The organism is Amphritea opalescens (assembly GCF_003957515.1).
In the GTDB taxonomy this organism is placed as follows: domain Bacteria; phylum Pseudomonadota; class Gammaproteobacteria; order Pseudomonadales; family Balneatricaceae; genus Amphritea; species Amphritea opalescens.
The window spans coordinates 275,729-294,849 of record NZ_RQXW01000004.1 but is presented as its reverse complement, the minus strand read 5'-3'; the positions used below and the strand labels follow the sequence as shown (position 1 = coordinate 294,849).

Sequence of the window (19,121 nt, the reverse complement as noted above, 5' to 3'; positions counted from 1 at the left end):
CCCGGTGACTATTGAGAAAGTCTCGACACCTTTTAGGGTGTTGGTTGTAGATGATGATCTTACCGCCCGCATACTGGCGACACATTCACTTGAACAAGAAGGGTTTGATGTCTTGCTGGCGGATAACGGTGTCACCGCGATTCAAATTTTCCAAGAGACTCAGCCTGACATTGTGTTGATGGATGTCGAGATGCCCGAGCTGAATGGCTTTGATGTTTGTCGTCAGCTACGCAGTATGCCTTATGGGAAGTTGGTGCCGATATTGATGGCGACTGGGCAGGATGATATGGATTCTGTACGCGAGGCATATGCCGCAGGCGCCACGGATTTTGTCTCTAAACCCTTCAACTGGAAAATACTGGGTCATCGTCTTAACTATATGATTCGGGCGAGTAACACCAATGAGCAGTTACGTCAGCTACAGAAGAGCGAAGCTCGTTTGGGGAATGCTCAGCGGATTGCTCGACTCGGTAACTGGGAATGGCACCTAAGCACTGGGGAAGTGTATTGGTCTGATCAGTTTTATCATTTGCAGGGGGGAAAGCAGGGCGTTACCTCGAGAGGGATTCGTTCGTTTCTGCGTTGCGTGCCGGTAAATGAATGGCCGCAGTTACGGCACTGGTTTCGAGAACTACTCAACTGCCACTATTCTGGTTTTATGTCGGGTATTAACCACAGCATTTGCTTACCGGGTCAGCCGATTAAAAACATGCAGCATCAGGCTGAAGTGTTTTGTGATGATCAGGGCCGTGTCGCGCTGATTTCCGGCACTATGCTGGATGTTTCCGAGCTTAAGCAGGCTCAAGAGCAGGTGCTGAAATTGGCGAGGTTTGACAGTCTGACGGGGCTATCAAACCGCAGTGTCTTTAGTGATCGTGTGCAACTGGCCATGGATCAGGCTGAGCGGAACGATAGTCTGGGCGCGGTACTCTTTCTCGATCTCGATAATTTTAAACGGATCAACGATACCTTTGGTCATGGCATGGGCGATCTCCTGTTGAAAGAGGTGGCTAACCGCCTTTTTCAGAGTGTATGTGTCGATGATCACGAGACTGATCCGGTCGATGGCTCCCCTACAGATATTCCTCGCGTCACTGGGCAGCTCAGTCTTGACGTTAGAGATAAGGATCAGGGCGGCTTGCTCCCGCAGGTTGCTCGGTTTGGCGGTGATGAATTCACGGTGTTGCTACCCCATATAGAGCAGATACAGGATGCTGAAAATATTGCTCGGCGGATACTCGACACCATTGGTCGGTCGATCGACCTAGCCGGTCAGGAAGTGGTGATCACTCCGAGTATCGGTATCGCTATCTTCCCCCATCATGGGGAGAGCGTCGATAGCTTGATGAAAAACGTCGATGCGGCGATGTATTACGTGAAACACGCCGGCAAAAATGGCTATGAGCTGTTTGTGAATTCGATGAATGTGGTGGCTAAACGGCGTCTGGCGTTAGAAACGGGTTTACGTCATGCGATTGAAGATAACGAGCTGACATTACACTACCAGCCTCAAGTGGACCTGCGCAGTGGTAAGATCGTTGGGGTCGAGGCCTTGTTGCGCTGGAAGAGTGAGCAGCTGGGGGATGTGTCGCCGGTTGAGTTTATTTCGGTGGCAGAAGAAACCGGATTGATCTCCGCTATTGGCGAATGGGTGATGCGGGAAGCCTGCCGGCAAGCTAGGCAGTGGCAACTGGACGGGCTACCGCACATCCGGGTGGCGGTGAATCTGTCGGTGCGTCAATTTGCGAAACAGCACCTCGAACAGCTGGTGGCTCAGGTGTTAGAAGATACCGGCTTACCGGTTAACTGCTTGGAACTCGAAATTACCGAAAATATGTTGATGGATGATGTCGAAGGCTCAGTCGAAACCCTGCACCGCTTAAAAGCACTGGGTGTACAGCTGGCGATTGATGACTTTGGTACGGGCTATTCTAGCCTGAGTTATCTTAAACGCTTTCCGATTGATCGCTTAAAAGTTGACCGTTCTTTTATTACCCATGTCACCACGGATCATGACGACGCGGCGGTGACTCAGGCAATTATTGCGGTTGCTCATAATATGGGGTTGAGCGTTACGGCCGAAGGGGTAGAAGAGAAAGCGCAATTGGCTTTTTTGAAGCAGCATGCCTGCGAAGAAGTACAAGGGTACTTTTTTAGCCGTCCGCTAAAAGCCGATGATTTAGCGGCCTTCCTTAAGGTAGGAAACGGTTATATCACTCAGTTGCCGGAATAATAAACCGCTATCTTGCGATCTATCTCATTTTGCTCAGGTTATCCACAAGGGAATTTCTAGCCTGTTAGCGTAGATGTTCGGCTAAATAATCCACCAACATTCTCACCTTCGACGACAGGTGGCGGTTATGAGGGTAGAGGGCCCATACGCCTTCGCCCGAGTGTTGGTAATTTTGTAGTAATGGGCGTAATTCGCCCGTTTGTAGGTAGTGCTCGACATAATAGTCGGGCAGCTGCACGATTCCGATGCCCTTCAGGGCTGCATCTAAGAGTGCTTGGCCGCTGTTGCAATGAAGGTTACCGCTGACCTTGATATTTCGCTCCTGCCTTTGTTCATGGAAACGCCAATATTCTAAGGTGCCGAGTAGACAGTTGTGGTGGCTTAGTTCGCTGAGTACATGGGGTTCACCATGAGTGGTGAGGTAGTCGGGTGAGGCGCAAACGTAGAGGTGTCGGGAGATCAATTGCCTCGCGATCATGCTGGAATCTTCCAGCTTACCCAGGCGGATAGCTAGGTCGAAACCAGAGGCCACTAAATCGACGGTTTGATTGGTTAAATGACAATGTATCTCCAGTTCGGGGTAAAGGCAGAGGAAGTCATTAATCAATGGCGCTATCTTTTGATCGCCATAGGTGACCGGCGCGGTGATTTTTAACTTCCCACGGGGCGTGTTTTGCAGATTGGTAACCGCGCGTTCCGCTTCTTCAAGCCCGTTTAACAACTGCCGACAGTATTGATAGTAGGTTTGGCCGGCTTCGGTGGCGGTGACTTTTCGGGTGGTGCGATAAAACAGTTTGGTACCGAGTCGATTTTCCAGCGCGCTGATTTGACGACTGACTTGAGCGGTCGAGACGCCCAGTTTTTTGGCGGCAGCAGTGAAACTCGATGTTTCGGTGACGGCAACCAGCTCAGAAACCCCTTCCCAACGGCTCATTGTTACATTCTCGTAAAAGTATATTGATAAAAAGCTAGATTATCTTGTTTTCATAAACAACTACAATGATTGCTGACTATTTAAGTGTGTTTGTCTGCGAATTTGAAATCTAACCCGCAAAGAGTTGAATAAAATGACCATGATTAAATCGAAAGCTGCTATTGCTTGGGGCCCGAATCAGCCCCTGTCTATTGAAGAAATTGATGTGATGCCTCCTCAGGCGGGTGAAGTGTTGGTACGCATTGTTGCTACCGGCGTGTGTCATACGGATGCATTCACCCTGTCGGGCGAAGATCCTGAAGGTATTTTTCCTGCGATTCTCGGTCATGAAGGTGGCGGTATCGTTGAGCAGATCGGTGAAGGCGTTACTAGCGTTGCCGTAGGCGATCATGTGATTCCGCTGTACACCCCTGAATGCGGTGAGTGTAAGTTCTGTAAATCAGGCAAAACGAACCTGTGCCAAAAAATTCGTGAAACTCAAGGTAAGGGCTTGATGCCTGACGGTACGACCCGTTTCTATAAAGATGGTCAGCCGATCTATCATTACATGGGCTGTTCTACATTCTCTGAATATACCGTGCTGCCAGAGATCTCTTTGGCGAAGGTCAATAAAGAAGCGCCATTGGAAGAGGTCTGCCTGTTGGGTTGCGGTGTTACTACCGGTATGGGCGCCGTGATGAATACTGCCAAGGTAGAAGAGGGCGCAACTGTCGCTATCTTTGGTATTGGTGGGATCGGTTTGTCCGCGATTATCGGTGCAACGATGGCGAAAGCTAGCCGTATTATTGCCATCGATATCAACGAATCTAAGTTCGATCTGGCTCGCAAACTGGGTGCAACCGACTGTATCAATCCGAAAAACTATGACAAGCCGATTCAAGAGGTGATTGTTGAATTGACTGATGGGGGGGTGGATTACTCGTTCGAGTGTATTGGTAACGTCAACGTGATGCGTTCTGCGTTGGAGTGCTGCCATAAAGGTTGGGGTGAGTCGGTGATTATCGGTGTAGCCGGTGCTGGACAAGAGATCTCTACCCGTCCGTTCCAGTTGGTGACTGGGCGAGTCTGGCGTGGTTCTGCTTTTGGTGGTGTTAAAGGGCGTTCTGAATTGCCAGAGATCGTTGAGCGCTACATGCAAGGGGAGTTTGCCTTGAATGACTTTATCACCCATACCATGGGTCTTGAAGATATTAATACGGCTTTCGATCTGATGCATGAAGGCAAGAGTATCCGCAGCGTTATTCACTACGATAAGTAACGGTAAGTCATGTGGCTGTTGCGTCATGCGGCAGCCCTGATGTACCGCTCTTAACTCGAGCGGAGGAGAGCATTTATGAGTTTAGAACTGGTAAGCCAGACGAAGAGCTTTGATGGTTGGCATAAGCAGTATAACCATCAGTCATCGGTGCTGGGTGTTAGCATGCGGTTTGCTATCTTTCTGCCGCCACAGGCTCAGAAGGGTGAGAAGGTACCGGTGTTGTACTGGCTCTCGGGCCTGACCTGTAGCGATGAAAATTTTATGCAGAAGGCGGGGGCTCAGCGGGTAGCTGCTGAACTGGGTATTGCCATTGTTGCACCGGATACCAGCCCTCGTGGCGATGACGTGGCAAACGATGATGGCTATGATCTGGGACAGGGCGCGGGTTTCTATGTCAATGCGACAGAGGCACCTTGGAAAGAGCACTACCGGATGTATGATTACATCGTTGACGAGCTGCCCCAGTTGATTGAGGCGACCTTTCCTGTCACTCAGCGGCGTGCGATTGCAGGGCATTCAATGGGTGGGCATGGCGCGTTGATGATTAGCCTGCGCAATCCTGGCCGTTACACGTCGGTGTCGGCTTTTAGTCCGATTAGCAATCCTATGAGGTGCCCTTGGGGGCGTAAAGCGTTTAGCGCTTACCTAGGGGCGGATGAGAATGATTGGCAACAGTATGACACCACAGTGTTGTTGCGCAATAATCCTGAACCTCTACCAACGCGGGTCGATCAGGGGCTGGCCGATGACTTCTTAGCGGAGCAGCTACAGCCGGAGAAATTAACGGCTGCGGCCGCCGATTCGGGTTATCCGCTGCAACTTGAGCTGCATGAGGGCTATGATCATAGTTACTACTTCATTGCCAGCTTCATTGAAGCGCAGATGAGATTCCATCACCGCTATTTAACCGCCGAATAGGCTGGTAGAAATGTGGAAAGAGGGCCGATGAGCCCTCTTTTTTTGTCTGTGTTAATTAAATAGATTAAGCCAAGGGCCGAAAAGCATGCCCGAGCTGTTTTGATACTGATCAAACAGCAGCTTGGCCGACATCGTCAGAGTCACGATAACAACCAATGGTCGAATCAGTTTAACCCCGTGACTGACGACTAACTGAGCGCCAATTTGTCCGCCAACTAGCTGCCCCGCCGCCATAATAAAGCCTGCCAGCCAGATGATGTTCCCGCCGATAGCAAAGAAGATAAGCGCCGCTATATTTGAGGTGAAATTCAGTATCTTGGTATGGGCGGTGGCCCGCGCCATACTAAAACCCAGTAGTGAAACAAAGCCAAGCGCAAAAAAGGTGCCGGTACCGGGCCCGAAAAAGCCATCATAAAAGCCGATGGCCGCGGTAAAGGTAAAGGCAAAGAGGGCATCGCTGACCTTGCGTGCTTTTTCGGTATCGCCGATCTGCTTAGACAGCATAAAATAGAGGGCAATCGCCGCGAGCAACAAAGGCATGATCGAGGCGAGTAGGCTGGTGTCCAGCTGTTGTACGATCACCGTGCCGGTTACGGCCCCGACAAAGGTGCAGGCAATCATCAACTTCATCTGGGATAGGTCGACCAGTTTTTTGCGGACAAAGTATAGCGAGGCGGCAAAGGTGCCAAAGCTCCCTTGAAGTTTATTGGTCGCCAATGCTTCTACGGGGCTCATGCCGGATATCAATAGTACCGGTAGGGTAATCATCCCGCCGCCACCGGCAATCGCATCGATAATTCCCGCGGCGAGTCCCGTCAGAATAAATAAGATGATGAGTGTTACATCTAACTCCATAAGCCTATCCCCGTTTGATCTGCGGCACGTTAACAGCTGAAATCCTGTTGTTTTAATCGCGATGTTGACGCTGAGTATCAGCAAGGCTGATGTAATTTACGCTTGTCGGTATGAGTGATCAATGACCTTTTTCGTTCTCTTATCAGGTCTAATCCTGCGCGCGCCATTGAGACGATCATTGGGTTGGCTTTATATATCACTTTGGGCTAATAGAACATACTTACACCCTGTTATATGGGTTAAAGTAGGTTAATGACCATGGCGTGTCTGATTGAGCTTAAGTCGCTCGATCGCATTGTTTAAATTGAATAAGTGTATAACGGCGGACGTCGAGATTGTGTGTTATCCGTCGAATTGGGGAGCTGAATGCTGAATGATTGGCTGAAGACGGTTTGTTTAATGTTGAGTGGGGTCAAATCGGCGGGTGTTTTCTCGGTATCCACGGGAATGCCTGAGCTGATCTGCCATTGGCCTGAAGATCAAGAGGATGCCCTGTCTCCCTTTATCCAACAGGTCGATTTAGCGGTTGCCAGCGATAATCCGGTGATTAGCTATCTGAATGTAAACGGCGATTCGATTTGCAGTATGAGTCAGAAATTTACCGACCCCGAGGGACAGCGGTTTGTGTTTTTGGCTTGTTTTAGCGGTGCCGATGTGAACCCTCGTTACCAACTCTCGTTGATTGATTGGAGCCTCGTTTGGTATCAACTCTTGGCCCGAAATGTACCGGTAGCCATAGAGACGCCATTAGAAGGGCCAGCTGATCCTGAGCGAGAGGCGACGTCTTGGCTTCAGCGTCTTTATGAACGGGTGAAAGCTCATCGTTTCTACCTGTTAGCCGGTCTGCTTTTCCTGCTGTTCTGTTTATATCTGCCTGTCGATCACGCCATCAAGCCGCCGGTGGTTGTTGAAGGGCGTGTTCAACGCTCTATTACGATTCCGGTGGACGGGTTTATTAAGAGTATTGATGTGTTGGCGGGCGATGTGGTCAAGCAGGGGCAGTTGATTGCGTCTCTCGATGATGCCGATATTCGATTACAGCTCGATCAGCTAAAAAATGATGTCGCGGTGGCTGAAAAACAACATCGCCAAGCACTGTCGCAGCTTAATTATGCGGAAGCACAGCAGTTTTCACTGCAGGCGGATATTGCCAAAATTGATATTCAACGGCTACAGCAAAAGCTTAATCGATTGGCGTTGCGGGCTCCCATCACCGGGCAGATTATCAGTGGTGATATGGGGCGGGCTATTGGTTCTGTAGTGAAACAGGGGCAGGTGCTGTTTGAAATGGCTCCCGTTGGGCAATACCGGATCGTATTTGAAGTGGATGAAGCGGATATTCGTTATGTCAGCGGCGGCGATAAAGGCGAGATACTGCTAACCGGGCTGGGGAATCGAGCCTATCCGGTGGTATTGGATACGGTGTCATCGGTGTTTACGGCGCAATTAGGGCAACGTTTTTATCGTGTTGAAGGTCATATACAAGGGGAGGAAAGCCCGGATATTCGACCCGGGATGAAAGGGGTTGCTGATATCAGGGTGGGCCGCACACGACTCGGTGATGTTTTATTTGGTCCCTTGATTCAATGGGTGCGCTTTAAAGCGTGGCAGTGGTTGCCATGATCGAAAAAAAGATAGGGTTAACGGCGGATGGCCTGTGGGAGCAGTTGAAAAATGCTCAGTTAACCTGTGTGCCGAATATAAAATTTAGTCAGCGTGTTGATGGCGGAGAGTCTTGGTGGTTGATTCAAGCGACGGGCACTGAAAGCCAGTACCGTATTGATGATGTGACGCGAACGATTTTACAGCGTTTAAATGGACGTATGAGTCTGCAGCAGATCTGTCTGAGTGAGAAGGTTACTGTCCCTAAAGATGCCTTGGCTAAGCAGATTGCGCGGTTAATCGAGATAGGCATTGTGGTCCCCGTTGCTAAGGGTGCAGAACCGGTCGAACATCAAACGGGCCAAACAAAACGGCCCTTGAATCCCGTGAGTTTTGTGTTTTATACCTTTAATCCTGACCTTCTATTGCGACGACTATCACCGCTGATTCCTTGGCTTTTTCGCCCCTCGTTTGCGCTAATCTGGTGTTTGATGATCAGCTTGGGGGTATTCCTATGGCTGGAACATAAGTCTGAGCTGTATACCTATCTGCAGATGCGGGCGACCGATCCTATCTATCTTTTCTGGTTTTGGGCGGTTTATCCCGTTCTAAAACTGGTGCATGAAATAGCCCATGGACTGGCTGTCTGGAAAGGTGGCGGTCGGGTCAAAAAAGCCGGTTTGATGTTGTTGGTGTTTATCCCAGTGCCTTTTGTCGACGCATCGGATAGCTCGCACTTCGCCAATAAACGGCAGCGCATGCTGGTGGCCGCCGCCGGGGTGATGGCTGAGATGTTGTTAGCGGCTATTGGGTTAGTGGTTTGGTGTGTTAGTGAACAACCAATTTTGCAGGAAATAGGCTTTATTGTGGCTTTAACGGGGTCGCTATCGACTATTCTGTTTAATGCCAATCCTTTGCTTCGGTTCGATGGGTATTATCTTTTTTCAGACTGGATAGAGGTGCCCAACCTCGCGTCTCGGGCGCAGTTATATTTTCGTCAGCTAGTATTGCGTCGAGTATTCGGTCTTCATGTTGAAACGCCCGTGGTCTGTCAGCCACGGGAGCAGAAGTGGCTGTTGTCGTATGGGCCGGCTGCGCTATGTTATCGATTGTTTATTATTGTGGTCATCGTCGCTTTAGTAAGTGATTACTTTCTCTGGTTGGGGCTATGTATCGCGATTTGGGCTCTTTGGCTTCAGTTGCTCAAACCCTGTGGCATGTTCGTCTATGATCTTTGGGTTATGGCTCGTCGTCAAAATAACGTTTTACGTCCTGTTGTTGTACTGTCATCGACGTTACTCATTGCCTTGCTGGCGTTATTTGTTCCCTTTAAAACGACGTTTATGACCGAAGGCGTCATTGTCTTACCTGAACAGGCTCAGTTACGCTCGATGACTGATGGCCTTGTAACCGGATTGGACGCATCGGGTCGCCATGTCAACGCGGGAGATGCTATCTTTGTTTTGGATAACCCCGATCTGTTGGCAAAGCAGGCGAAGCTCAAAGCGGAGTTGACGATAAAAGAGAATTTACGTCATTCAGCCCTGTTGGATAAGTCGCAACGCGCTTCATTGTTAGTTGAACAGATAGGCGCTTTACATAAAGCCCTTGCTCATGTGGCTGAGGAGATCGGTGGATTATCGATTCGAGCTTCGCAGTCGGGGACGTTGGTTATTGATCGCTGGCAGGACCTCGAAGGGCGTTATGTAGAAAAAGGCGAGCTGCTGGGGTTTGTCTATCAGCCTGGGAATTTTGAGGTACAGGTGGTGGTTTCGGTGGCTCAGGCTGAGATGCTAAAGGAGGCTGGCGTGACGGCGGAGGTGCGATTCGCGAGTTATCTTGATCAGAGTATTAGGGTGGAAAATATTAGAGCGGTTCCTCAAGCTATCGACTTTTTACCCGATGCCGTACTGGGCTCAGCCTATGGAGGTGATATATTAGTGGATATGACGGATGAATCTAAGGTAAAAACGTTACATCCTATGTTTCAGTTCAATTTAGATCTGCCTGTCGCCAGTAGTGAGGTTTTTTTGACTGATGGGGTATTTAGAGAGCGAGTGCCAGCAAAAACGGTTTTCGTAAAGTTTACACATAGTCCTCATAGTTTAGCCCGGGAGCTAGCCTATAGGGCACGTGAGTTTTGGTTTGAAAAAATGCTTTAGTTTGTGGTTGATCGGATGATGCAAAACCATCAAAGGAGTTTGATTTGAGACCGTTGATCTATTTTTTTATCTGCCTGGGTGTCTTTACCCCAGTGATGGCGGAGTCTGAACAAAATGACACACTACCGGCATTGGATTGTATTATCAGCCCGTCTAAGAGTATTGATTTGAGTAGCTCCTCTCCAGGCGTGATCACCGAGGTGTTGGTGAAGCGGGGAGAGCGGGTGACAAAAGGGCAGCCAATCGCTCGGCTTGATGATCGTGTTGAGTTTGCGTCGGTCCAGTTGGCTAAGGCACGGGCGGCTATCCGTTCAGATCTGGATGGTGGATTGGTTAACCTGAACTATGATCGTCTGGCCTCTACTCGAGTGAGTGAAGTGTTTTTGACCCACGCGGCGTCTTCTCAGGATAAAGAGCAGGCAGAGCGGGCGGTAAAATTATCATCGGCCTCGGTTAAGCAAGCTAAAGAGCAGGCGAAAATAAGAGGGTTAGAGTTGGCGCGAGCAAAGGCAGTGCTTGAACAACGGCTCATTACCAGCCCTATTGACGGTGTTGTTCAGCGCAACCTGAAGTATCAAGGGGAATATGTGGATGAAGATCCTGTGGTGAGGCTTGTGGCTTTAAACCCTCTGCATATTGAGACGATGGTGCCAGTGCAGTATTTTGGTAAGTTAACTATCGGTCATACTGCCGAAGTCTATCCTGAAGTTGATGCTCAGCATGCGCGGGTTGCGCGGGTGATTGCAATCGACCCTGTGGGTGACGTCGGTAGTAGTGCATTTGGTGTACAGTTGGAAATGGACAACCCCGAGCTAACTATTCCAGCCGGTATTAAGTGTGATTTAAAGTTTGCTGATAAGGTATCTGAACAGCTGAATGAGCAAGATGCGGCTCCGTTAGAATAAAGGTAGGGCGTTGCGAGTGGGCCTTTAAAAACAGTCATCAATATGAGATGTGCGGAGGTAAAGAACGGCGGACACCTTGATTGAGGCGGGTACAATGAAGTGTTGAGGCTGCTTTCGTCTGTTTTCGGAAAAGTTTAGCCATAGGTGTCAGAGTAGGTTTACGCCTCAAAAGGCGGAGTGGGTGAATGAAGTTATGATGACTGTTTGTTCGCTGGTACTGTGAAGGCGTTAGTGGTGTAAAAAATTAGACCTGCTGTTTCTTAAGCAAAAGCTTGGATAGGTTGATTGTCATGCTGATGCATGTAATAGACGGGAGGTCTGATGTCAGAATTACGGATGAATAAGGCCCCAGCCATGCTCTTGCTGGAGAAGGCCGAGCCTCGGTTGTTATTGTCCGCGGACCCTGTGACATCGGTGTTGTCCGTTGCTATGGATTTCTCGGATGATATCGACAGCGACACTCTGGTTAACCTTGACCAGCTCGTGATGACCGACTTCCCTGATAATACCCCTGCCGTTGATATGCTCACGCAGTCTGATATTGAGTATCCCCAGTCGTTGTCGCCAGATGTTGGGCTGACCGGTCCAGAGAATGGTTTGAATGCCTCAACGTCCGTTTCTGAGCTGATTATCGTTGACAGTCGCGTTACCGATACGGCCACACTGCTTGAAAGTATTAGTCCTAATAGTCAAAACGCTTTGACGATCTTCATTAATCCAGACCATGACGGTGTCGATAGCATTACCGCTGCATTAAATGGTTATTCGGGTATACAAACCATACATCTGATCAGCCACGGTGCTGATGGCGCGCTTCAGTTAGGTAACAGCACCTTAAATAGCGATACCTTAGGTCAGTATTCAGACCAACTTAACCTTTGGGGGAACTCATTAACCGATACCGCGGATATCCTTATTTACGGTTGTAATGTTGCCCAGTCAGCAGAAGGCGAAGCCTTTGTTCAAGCATTGTCGAGCCTAACGACTGCAGATATTGCTGCCAGTGATGATTTAACCGGTGATGCGCTGCTCAGTGGCGACTGGCAACTCGAGTATCAGGTGGGTGAAGTCGATACAGTGACACCTATCAATCTAGCGTCTGAGGCTTGGTCAGGAGTGCTGGCAAGTAATCTCTGGTTCTCCACCGAAGGTGATGTGGATAGTATACCTCAGCCTATTACTTGGAATGATACTGATATTGTTAATTTCGAGCCCATTTCTTTTCTTGGGCTTGGGGGGTTTGGTACTTCTACTGGCGGCAGTATCGAGGTAACGGGTTTTGATATTGAAAGCTTTATCGATGACGAAGATACGAATATTGATGCGATTCATCATGTCACCACTGACATCAGTATTGGTACAGGAACTCCGATTGAACTAAAGGCGGGCGATATCCTGCTTTCATTGGCTGATGATCAAACATTAGACAGTTCAGATTCATCTAGCCTAGAGGTTGAAAAAGAGGATGTTTTCTTCTTTCGCCCGGATACTGTAGGCGACTATAGCAAGGGTACTTTTTCTTTGTTATTTACTAATCCCTCAGATAAAGACATCACGGGGATAACCTTAGTTGAAGAGACAACCGTGGTGGGCGATACAAGCCTGCAAGCCGGTTCTTTTTTATTCACGGTTGACGATGATGGCAGCAATGATCATGGAATTCATATCTTTAATCCCGGAGATCTGTCCGCTGATGCGAGGGATGGTACCGTCAAGACACTCATTGATGGCACTGAAGAAATTCTAGCGGGTCATGACCTGTTTAAGGATAAGTTGACCGGGATAGAGCTGGTTGAAAATGATTATTTGGTCGGCGGAGTTAACTTAGAAGCGGGTACGATCCTGATCACCCTAGATGGTGATCACGGGGTATCCGCTGATAATGTTGTGTCAGGTGAACGTCAGGATGTTTTTGCGTTGAATATGTCGTCAACAACAATAAACGCTTCGCTATTCTTCGATGGCTCAGATATAGGCTTAGAGGAGAGTAGTGATAGCCTTGATGCTATTAGTTTTTACGACTTCCAAGGGGCTGCTAACTCAGCTCCAACAGGTGGCGTTAGCATTGTCGGGGCAGCAACTGAAGATCAGGTTCTTACCGTTGATGTGAGCAGCTTATCGGATGACGATGGCTTAGGTACATTGAGTTATCAATGGCAACGTGATGGCAATACTATCGCTGGGGCGACCGCTAACCAGTATCAACTGGATGATATTGATGTTGGAACATCAATCAGTGTTGTCGTTAGTTATATGGATGGCGGTGGGACAGATGAGGTCGTTGTCAGTGCTGGGACGGCGGCTGTGGAAGCGGTCAACGATCCGATCAGTGGCTTGCCACAGGTTAACGGTGTTAGCGAAGAAAACCAGCAGTTGACGGCTAATACGACTGGTATTAGCGATGTGGATGGACTCAGCAATAGTTTCAGTTACCAGTGGCAGCGGTCCCTTGATGGCGCGAACTGGAATGATATCAACGGTGCTACCGAGGTGAATTACACCTTGGGCAACGCGGATGTTGGGCAATACATGCGCGTTGTGGTGAATATTACTGATGACCAAGGCTTCGATGAAGGCCCCTTGGTGAGCAGTGCTGTCGGTATGGTCAGTGCCGTGAATGATCCGATTACCGGCTTACCACTGGTTAGCGGTACAGCGGAAGAGGATCAGACCCTCACCGCCAATACCAGCGGCATCAGCGATGCGGATGGACTCAGCAACAGCTTTAGCTACCAATGGCAGCGTTCCACCGATGGTGCGATCTGGAATGATGTGAGTGGTGCCACCGGCGTGAATTACACCCTCGATGATGCCGATGTCGGCCAATATCTCCGTGTGGCCGTGAGTATCACCGATGATCAAGGCTTTGCCGAAGGTCCTTTAATCAGCAGTGCCACCGCGGCGATCGGTGCCGTCAACGATCCTATTCTCGGCTTGCCGCTGATCAGTGGCAGTGCTGTAGAAGATCAAACCCTCACCGCCGATACCAGCGGCATCAGTGATGTGGATGGCTTGAGTAACAGCTTCAGCTACCAATGGCAGCGTTCCGCTGATGGCGCGAGCTGGAGTGATCTAGCCGGTGCCACCGGCGTGAATTACACCCTCGATGATGCCGATGTAGGCCAATACCTTCGTGTAGCGGTCAGCATTACCGATGATCAAGGCTTTGCCGAAGGCCCGTTAGTGAGCAGTGCCACCGCGGCGATCGGTGCCGTAAACGATCCGATATCAGGCTTACCGCTGATCAGTGGTAGCGCTGAAGAGGATCAAACCCTCACCGTCGATACCAGTGGCATCAATGATGTGGATGGACTCAGTAACAGCTTCAACTACCAATGGCAGCGTTCCGCCGATGGCACCAACTGGAGTGACCTAGCCGGTGCAACGAACGCTACTTACACGCTGGATGATGCCGATGTCGACCAATACCTTCGTGTGGCGGTGAGTATCACCGATGATCAAGGCTTCGCTGAAGGTCCTTTATTCAGCAGCGCCACCGCTGCGATCGGTGCCGTGAATGATCCGATTGCAGGCTTACCGCTGATCAATGGTGCCGCGGAAGAGGATCAAACCCTCACCGCCGATACCAGCGGCATCAGTGATGTGGATGGACTCAGCAATAGTTTTAGTTACCAATGGCAGCGCTCGACTGATGGTGCCAACTGGAGCGACCTAGCCGGTGCAACGAACGCTACTTATACGCTGGATGATGCGGATGTCGGCCAATACCTCCGTGTGGCCGTGAGTATCACCGATGATCAGAGCTTCGATGAAGGTCCTTTAATCAGCAGTGCCACCGCGGCGATCGGTGCGGTGAATGATCCGATTGTCGGCTTGCCGCTGATCAGCGGTAGCTCAGAAGAAGATCAAACCCTCACCGCCGATACTAGCGGTATTAGTGATGTGGATGGGCTCAGCAATAGTTTCAATTATCAATGGCAGCGTTCCGCCGATGGTGCAAACTGGAGCGACCTAGGCGGTGCCACTGCGGCGACGTACACGTTGGATGATGCTGATGTTGGCCAATACCTCCGTGTGGCCGTGAGTATCACCGATGATCAGAACTTTGATGAAGGTCCTTTAATCAGCAGTGCTACCGCTGCGATCGGTGCTGTGAATGACCCGATTGCCGGCTTACCAACGGTTAGCGGCACAGCGGAAGAGGATCAAACCCTCACTGCCGATACTAGCGGTATTAGTGATGTGGATGGGCTCAGCAATAGTTTCAATTATCAATGGCAGCGTTCCGCCGATGGTGCAAACTGGAGCGACCTAGCCGGTGCAACTAACGCTACTTACACGTTGGATGATGCCGATGTGGGCCAATACCTCCGTGTAGCCGTGAGCATTACCGATGATCAAGGCTTTGCCGAAGGTCCTTTAATCAGCAGTGCCACCGATGTGATCATTGCCATGAATAGTCCTTACGAGGGTGATCTGGTTATTAGTGGCAATGTGGCTGTCGGCGAAGTGTTAACGCTGGATGATACGATTACTGATGCCGATGGCATCACTGCTAAAACCTATCAATGGTATCGCAATGGCGTGGTGATTAGCGGTGCCACGGGTCAAAACTACGTGCTGACCGCAGCCGATGTGGGTAAAGAGGTCTACGTGACGGCTCGTTATATCGACCTAGAGGGGCGTACTGAATCCGTCACGAGTAATATGGTTTTCTTTAGCGTTCCAGAAGTTGAGAGTGTTGCAGTTGTCACTTCAGAACTTGAAGTTGAGGCGTCTGAGGCGCCCGAGGTCGTTGTGGCGGCTGCGACGGATGTCATAAAAAGCATTGAATCTGCTATTGTGCCGTTGGATTCGACCAGTGCTATTGCGCCCTCAGAGGCAACCCAGTTTGTTATTGATGCTGCTAATAATGAAAGGGAGCAGTTTGGCGTTACACCGTTGAATAAAGCGATTGCCCAAGAGGTTAATACACTACGATTCCAGTCAGTGCTTAATACGATGACGCAACCTTTAGCGTTACAGCACTTCGATCAGTTTATGAGCGGTATTGACCAGCTTCAGACTGAAACCGAAGAACAGCATGCTTTGCAAACGATGATGATGGGGGGCGGGATTGCGGTGTCTTCGGGGTTGTCTGTGGGTTATGTGATCTGGTTGGCTCGAAGTGGTGTGTTGCTGAGTACGGTGTTAACGTCACTACCCGCTTGGCGCTTTATTGATCCCCTGCCTATTTTATCGAAGGCTTCTAGTGCCACGGGTTATGCAGCCGAAGATTCGGAACAGCCTGATGAATCGCTGAGTTCGATGGTTGAGGGCGGTGAAGATTCCGACGAAGAGCATACGGATGAGGAGTCCGATGAAGACGATGATACTGATAAGAGAGACCGTCCATGAATTGGTTTAAACGGCTTCTTTCTGCGCGAAGTACCACCAGTCGAATAGCACTAGGTCAGGTGAGTATGTTCATCAGTGTCGCGCTGGTTGCGATCATTATCGGTATTCTGCCTGACTTCTTAGGCGCTCGTTTAAAGGATCGTGTGGCATTAGCGGAAGCTGTTGCGGCAAACGGTTCTGTACTGATTACGCAATCAGATTTGATCCGGCTTGAGTCTGTATTAACACTGGTTGTCGAACGCAATGATGATATTTTATCGGCGGGTATTCGCAATGGGGCTCAGCGGTTAGTTGTCGAAGTAGGTAATCATCGAAATACTTGGCAGCAGAGTAGCGAAGATCGTCCTATTGATCAGCAGATGAGTGTACCTCTGGTTGCGGGCAATCAACCCTGGGGTGCGTTAGAGCTACGCTTTGAACCACTTTATGGCGAGGGTCTTATTGGTTTTTATCAACGTCCTACCGTGCAATTTTTACTGTTTTGTTCCGTTATTCTCTATCTGCTGTATTTCCTCTACTTACGAAAAATGTTGAAACAGCTCGATCCATCACAAGCGATACCGGATCGGGTGCGCTCTGCGTTGGATACCATGGCAGAGGGATTAATTGTTCTTGATAGAAAATTTCAGGTGGTCTTGGCGAATAAAGCATTCTCTGATCTTTTAGGCCGTTCATCCACTTCGCTCATGGGTTATGAAGTGCGTCGCCTGCCTTGGGGGCAAACGGATGCGGCGGACTTCCCTTGGCAGACCGCCCTTGTTAGCGGTGAGACGGTTATGAATAGTATCGTGCGTCTTGAGTTAGAGGGGGGTGTGCGTACTTTTATGGTGAACTGCTCTCCAGTGCTGGCTGATAAAGGGAAGCCAAGCGGCGTTTTGGTGAGCTTTGATGATATCACCGAGTTAGAAGAGAAAGAGATCGAGCTGCGGCGCTCAAAAGAGGAAGCGGAAGCCGCCAATCAGGCGAAAAGTGATTTTCTGGCGAATATGAGCCATGAAATACGCACGCCAATGAATGCGATTCTTGGTTTTACTGAGGCCTTGCGAAGAGGGTATGGCAAGGATGAGCAGAAAAATGATCATTATCTCAGCACGATTCTGGTTAATGGCGAACACCTATTAAACCTTATCAACGATATTCTCGACTTATCGAAGGTAGAAGCGGGCCATCTGGAAGTCGAATCCACTAAGTGTCAACCGTACCAGATTATCAAAGAGGTGATTCAGGTACTGTCCGTTAAGGCGAAGGAAAAAGGACTGGTACTGACATATAAGCCAGAGGGGAACATTCCTGAAACGATATTGAGTGATTCCGCGCGCCTGCGTCAGATCGTCACCAACCTGATCGGTAATGCGATTAAATTCACTGAGCAGGGGGAGGTCGTTGTGTCTACCCGCTTGAGTGATAATCGCAAACGGCTGGTGATTGAAGTGGCCGATACGGGTATCGGTATGACGGAAGAGCAGGCCGCTTTAGTATTTGATCCTTTTGTTCAGGCCGATGCTTCGATTACACGTCGATTTGGTGGAACGGGGCTAGGCTTAGCCATTAGTAAAAAGTTTGCCACGGCGATGCATGGTGATATTTATGCCACTAGCAAAGTCGGCGAGGGCAGTCAGTTTTTCCTTGAACTGGATATACAAACCGATGGCCCTGTCACCCTCATTAATGCACAGAGCATTCTCAACTGGCAAGACCGACTCAGTGTTGCCCAAGCATCCCGTTGGATATTTCCAAAGTCAAAGATCTTAGTGGTGGATGATGGGGCTGAAAACCGAGAGCTAATGCGGTTGGTGATCGAAGAACAGGGGATTGAAACAGATGAAGCCGAAGATGGTGTAGAGGCGTTAACGAAAGTCGCCTCGCAGCAGTATGATTTGATTCTGATGGATGTGCAGATGCCGCGTATGGATGGTTATAGTGCGGTGAAGGCGATACGTGATCAGGGGCTCAACGTGCCTATTATCGCGCTGACCGCTCATGCCATGAAGGGGATTGAACAGCGATGCTTTGACGCGGGCTACACCGGCTATATGAGTAAGCCGATCAATATTGATAAATTATTACTACTGTTGGTGAAAGAGTTAGGCGCAGTTAAACAGGCGGATAGTCTGTCTGACACAGCCGTCGGTGATGTGTTTAGTGCGGGGCAGCCGCCGAAAAGAGCCGAAGTGGTCTCTTCAACGTTAAGTGGTTTAACGCCACTGTATTCAGAGCTGCCGACAACTAACCCTAAATTCGCGACCATTATTGAGCATTTTATCGTTCGTTTAAATGATATTTTCCCCGCGATGCAAGCCTCTTTTCAAGACAATGATGATGAAGCATTAGGGCGTCATGCGCATTGGATGAAGGGGTCTGCTGGCTCGATAGGATTTCCACAATTAACCGATCTGGCTAAACAGCTGGAACAGGCGTTGGCGGATGGAAATCAGACCGATATTGAGATGCTGATGGTAGCGATAGAGCGCGTTGTCGCCCAGATCAATCTAGCGGGTCAGCGCGAAATGAGTGATCAACACTACTCGCCAGCGCCCTATAGTAAGCCCGCTGTGCCCGCCCACTGGACAGTGCCTGAACAGGTAACCTCTGATCTGGCTGAGCATGGCGAAAAATTCAGGGCAATAGTTAAAAAGTTTGTGGTTAAGCTGGGGCCAAGAATCGAAGAGATGGAACAGGCTGTAGAACGGCAAAACTTTGTAGCGTTGAAGGATCATGCTCACTGGTTGAAGGGCGCGGGTGGATCAGTTGGGTTCCATATATTTACGGATATCGCTATCGCTTTAGAAAAAGCGTCACGCATGGAGAGTCAGTCGGAGTGCGCCGCGTTACTCAAGGTAATTAAGCAGATTAATGATAGGATAAGTGTTTGAATATTGGGTTGTCCGAGATGGTC

General features: G+C 49.5%; 10 protein-coding genes. 8 read left to right on the top strand and 2 right to left on the bottom strand.

The annotated features are described in order from the left end of the window. Positions 1-4 precede the first annotated feature (4 nt). Positions 5-2,233, top strand: a complete 2,229-nt coding sequence (locus EH243_RS06530; RefSeq protein ID WP_126157833.1) for a two-component system response regulator — start codon at positions 5-7, stop codon at positions 2,231-2,233. 64 nt (positions 2,234-2,297) lie between these two features. Here the strand turns inward: EH243_RS06530 and EH243_RS06525 are convergent, their stop codons facing one another. Next, positions 2,298-3,167 (bottom strand): LysR substrate-binding domain-containing protein, encoded by an 870-nt coding sequence (locus tag EH243_RS06525; protein WP_126157832.1) that lies wholly within the window; start codon positions 3,165-3,167, stop codon positions 2,298-2,300. A gap of 133 nt (positions 3,168-3,300) precedes the next feature. On the opposite strand from EH243_RS06525, the gene EH243_RS06520 reads away from it, so the two are divergent. After that, complete coding sequence (locus EH243_RS06520) at positions 3,301-4,425, top strand: S-(hydroxymethyl)glutathione dehydrogenase/class III alcohol dehydrogenase (RefSeq protein WP_126157831.1); 1,125 nt, start codon at positions 3,301-3,303, stop codon at positions 4,423-4,425. 75 nt (positions 4,426-4,500) lie between these two features. Further along, positions 4,501-5,343, top strand: coding sequence for an S-formylglutathione hydrolase (gene fghA / locus EH243_RS06515; protein ID WP_126157830.1), 843 nt, complete (start codon positions 4,501-4,503; stop codon positions 5,341-5,343). Positions 5,344-5,394: 51 nt separating this feature from the next. On the opposite strand, the gene EH243_RS06510 is transcribed toward fghA, so the two are convergent. Further along, positions 5,395-6,198 carry a TSUP family transporter gene (locus EH243_RS06510; protein ID WP_126157829.1) on the bottom strand — a complete coding sequence of 268 codons (804 nt, stop codon included), beginning with the start codon at positions 6,196-6,198 and terminating at the stop codon, positions 5,395-5,397. Positions 6,199-6,564: 366 nt separating this feature from the next. Between EH243_RS06510 and EH243_RS06505 the strand changes: the two genes are divergently transcribed. The 5 genes from EH243_RS06505 to EH243_RS06485 all read left to right on the top strand — a co-directional run bounded on the left by EH243_RS06505 (position 6,565) and on the right by EH243_RS06485 (position 19,098). Further along, positions 6,565-7,821 (top strand): efflux RND transporter periplasmic adaptor subunit, encoded by a 1,257-nt coding sequence (locus EH243_RS06505; protein ID WP_126157828.1) that lies wholly within the window; start codon positions 6,565-6,567, stop codon positions 7,819-7,821. Continuing rightward, positions 7,818-9,962 (top strand): biotin/lipoyl-binding protein, encoded by a 2,145-nt coding sequence (locus EH243_RS06500; protein ID WP_126157827.1) that lies wholly within the window; start codon positions 7,818-7,820, stop codon positions 9,960-9,962. The genes EH243_RS06505 and EH243_RS06500 overlap by 4 nt, the downstream gene beginning before the upstream one ends. 44 nt (positions 9,963-10,006) lie before the next feature. Next, entirely contained in the window at positions 10,007-10,867 is an 861-nt protein-coding gene (locus EH243_RS06495; protein WP_126157826.1) for an efflux RND transporter periplasmic adaptor subunit, read from the top strand. A gap of 321 nt (positions 10,868-11,188) precedes the next feature. Then, positions 11,189-16,225, top strand: coding sequence for a DUF4347 domain-containing protein (locus EH243_RS06490; RefSeq protein WP_126157825.1), 5,037 nt, complete (start codon positions 11,189-11,191; stop codon positions 16,223-16,225). Then, positions 16,222-19,098 carry a response regulator gene (locus tag EH243_RS06485; protein WP_126157824.1) on the top strand — a complete coding sequence of 959 codons (2,877 nt, stop codon included), beginning with the start codon at positions 16,222-16,224 and terminating at the stop codon, positions 19,096-19,098. Before EH243_RS06490 ends, EH243_RS06485 begins: the two co-directional genes overlap by 4 nt. Positions 19,099-19,121 lie beyond the last annotated feature (23 nt).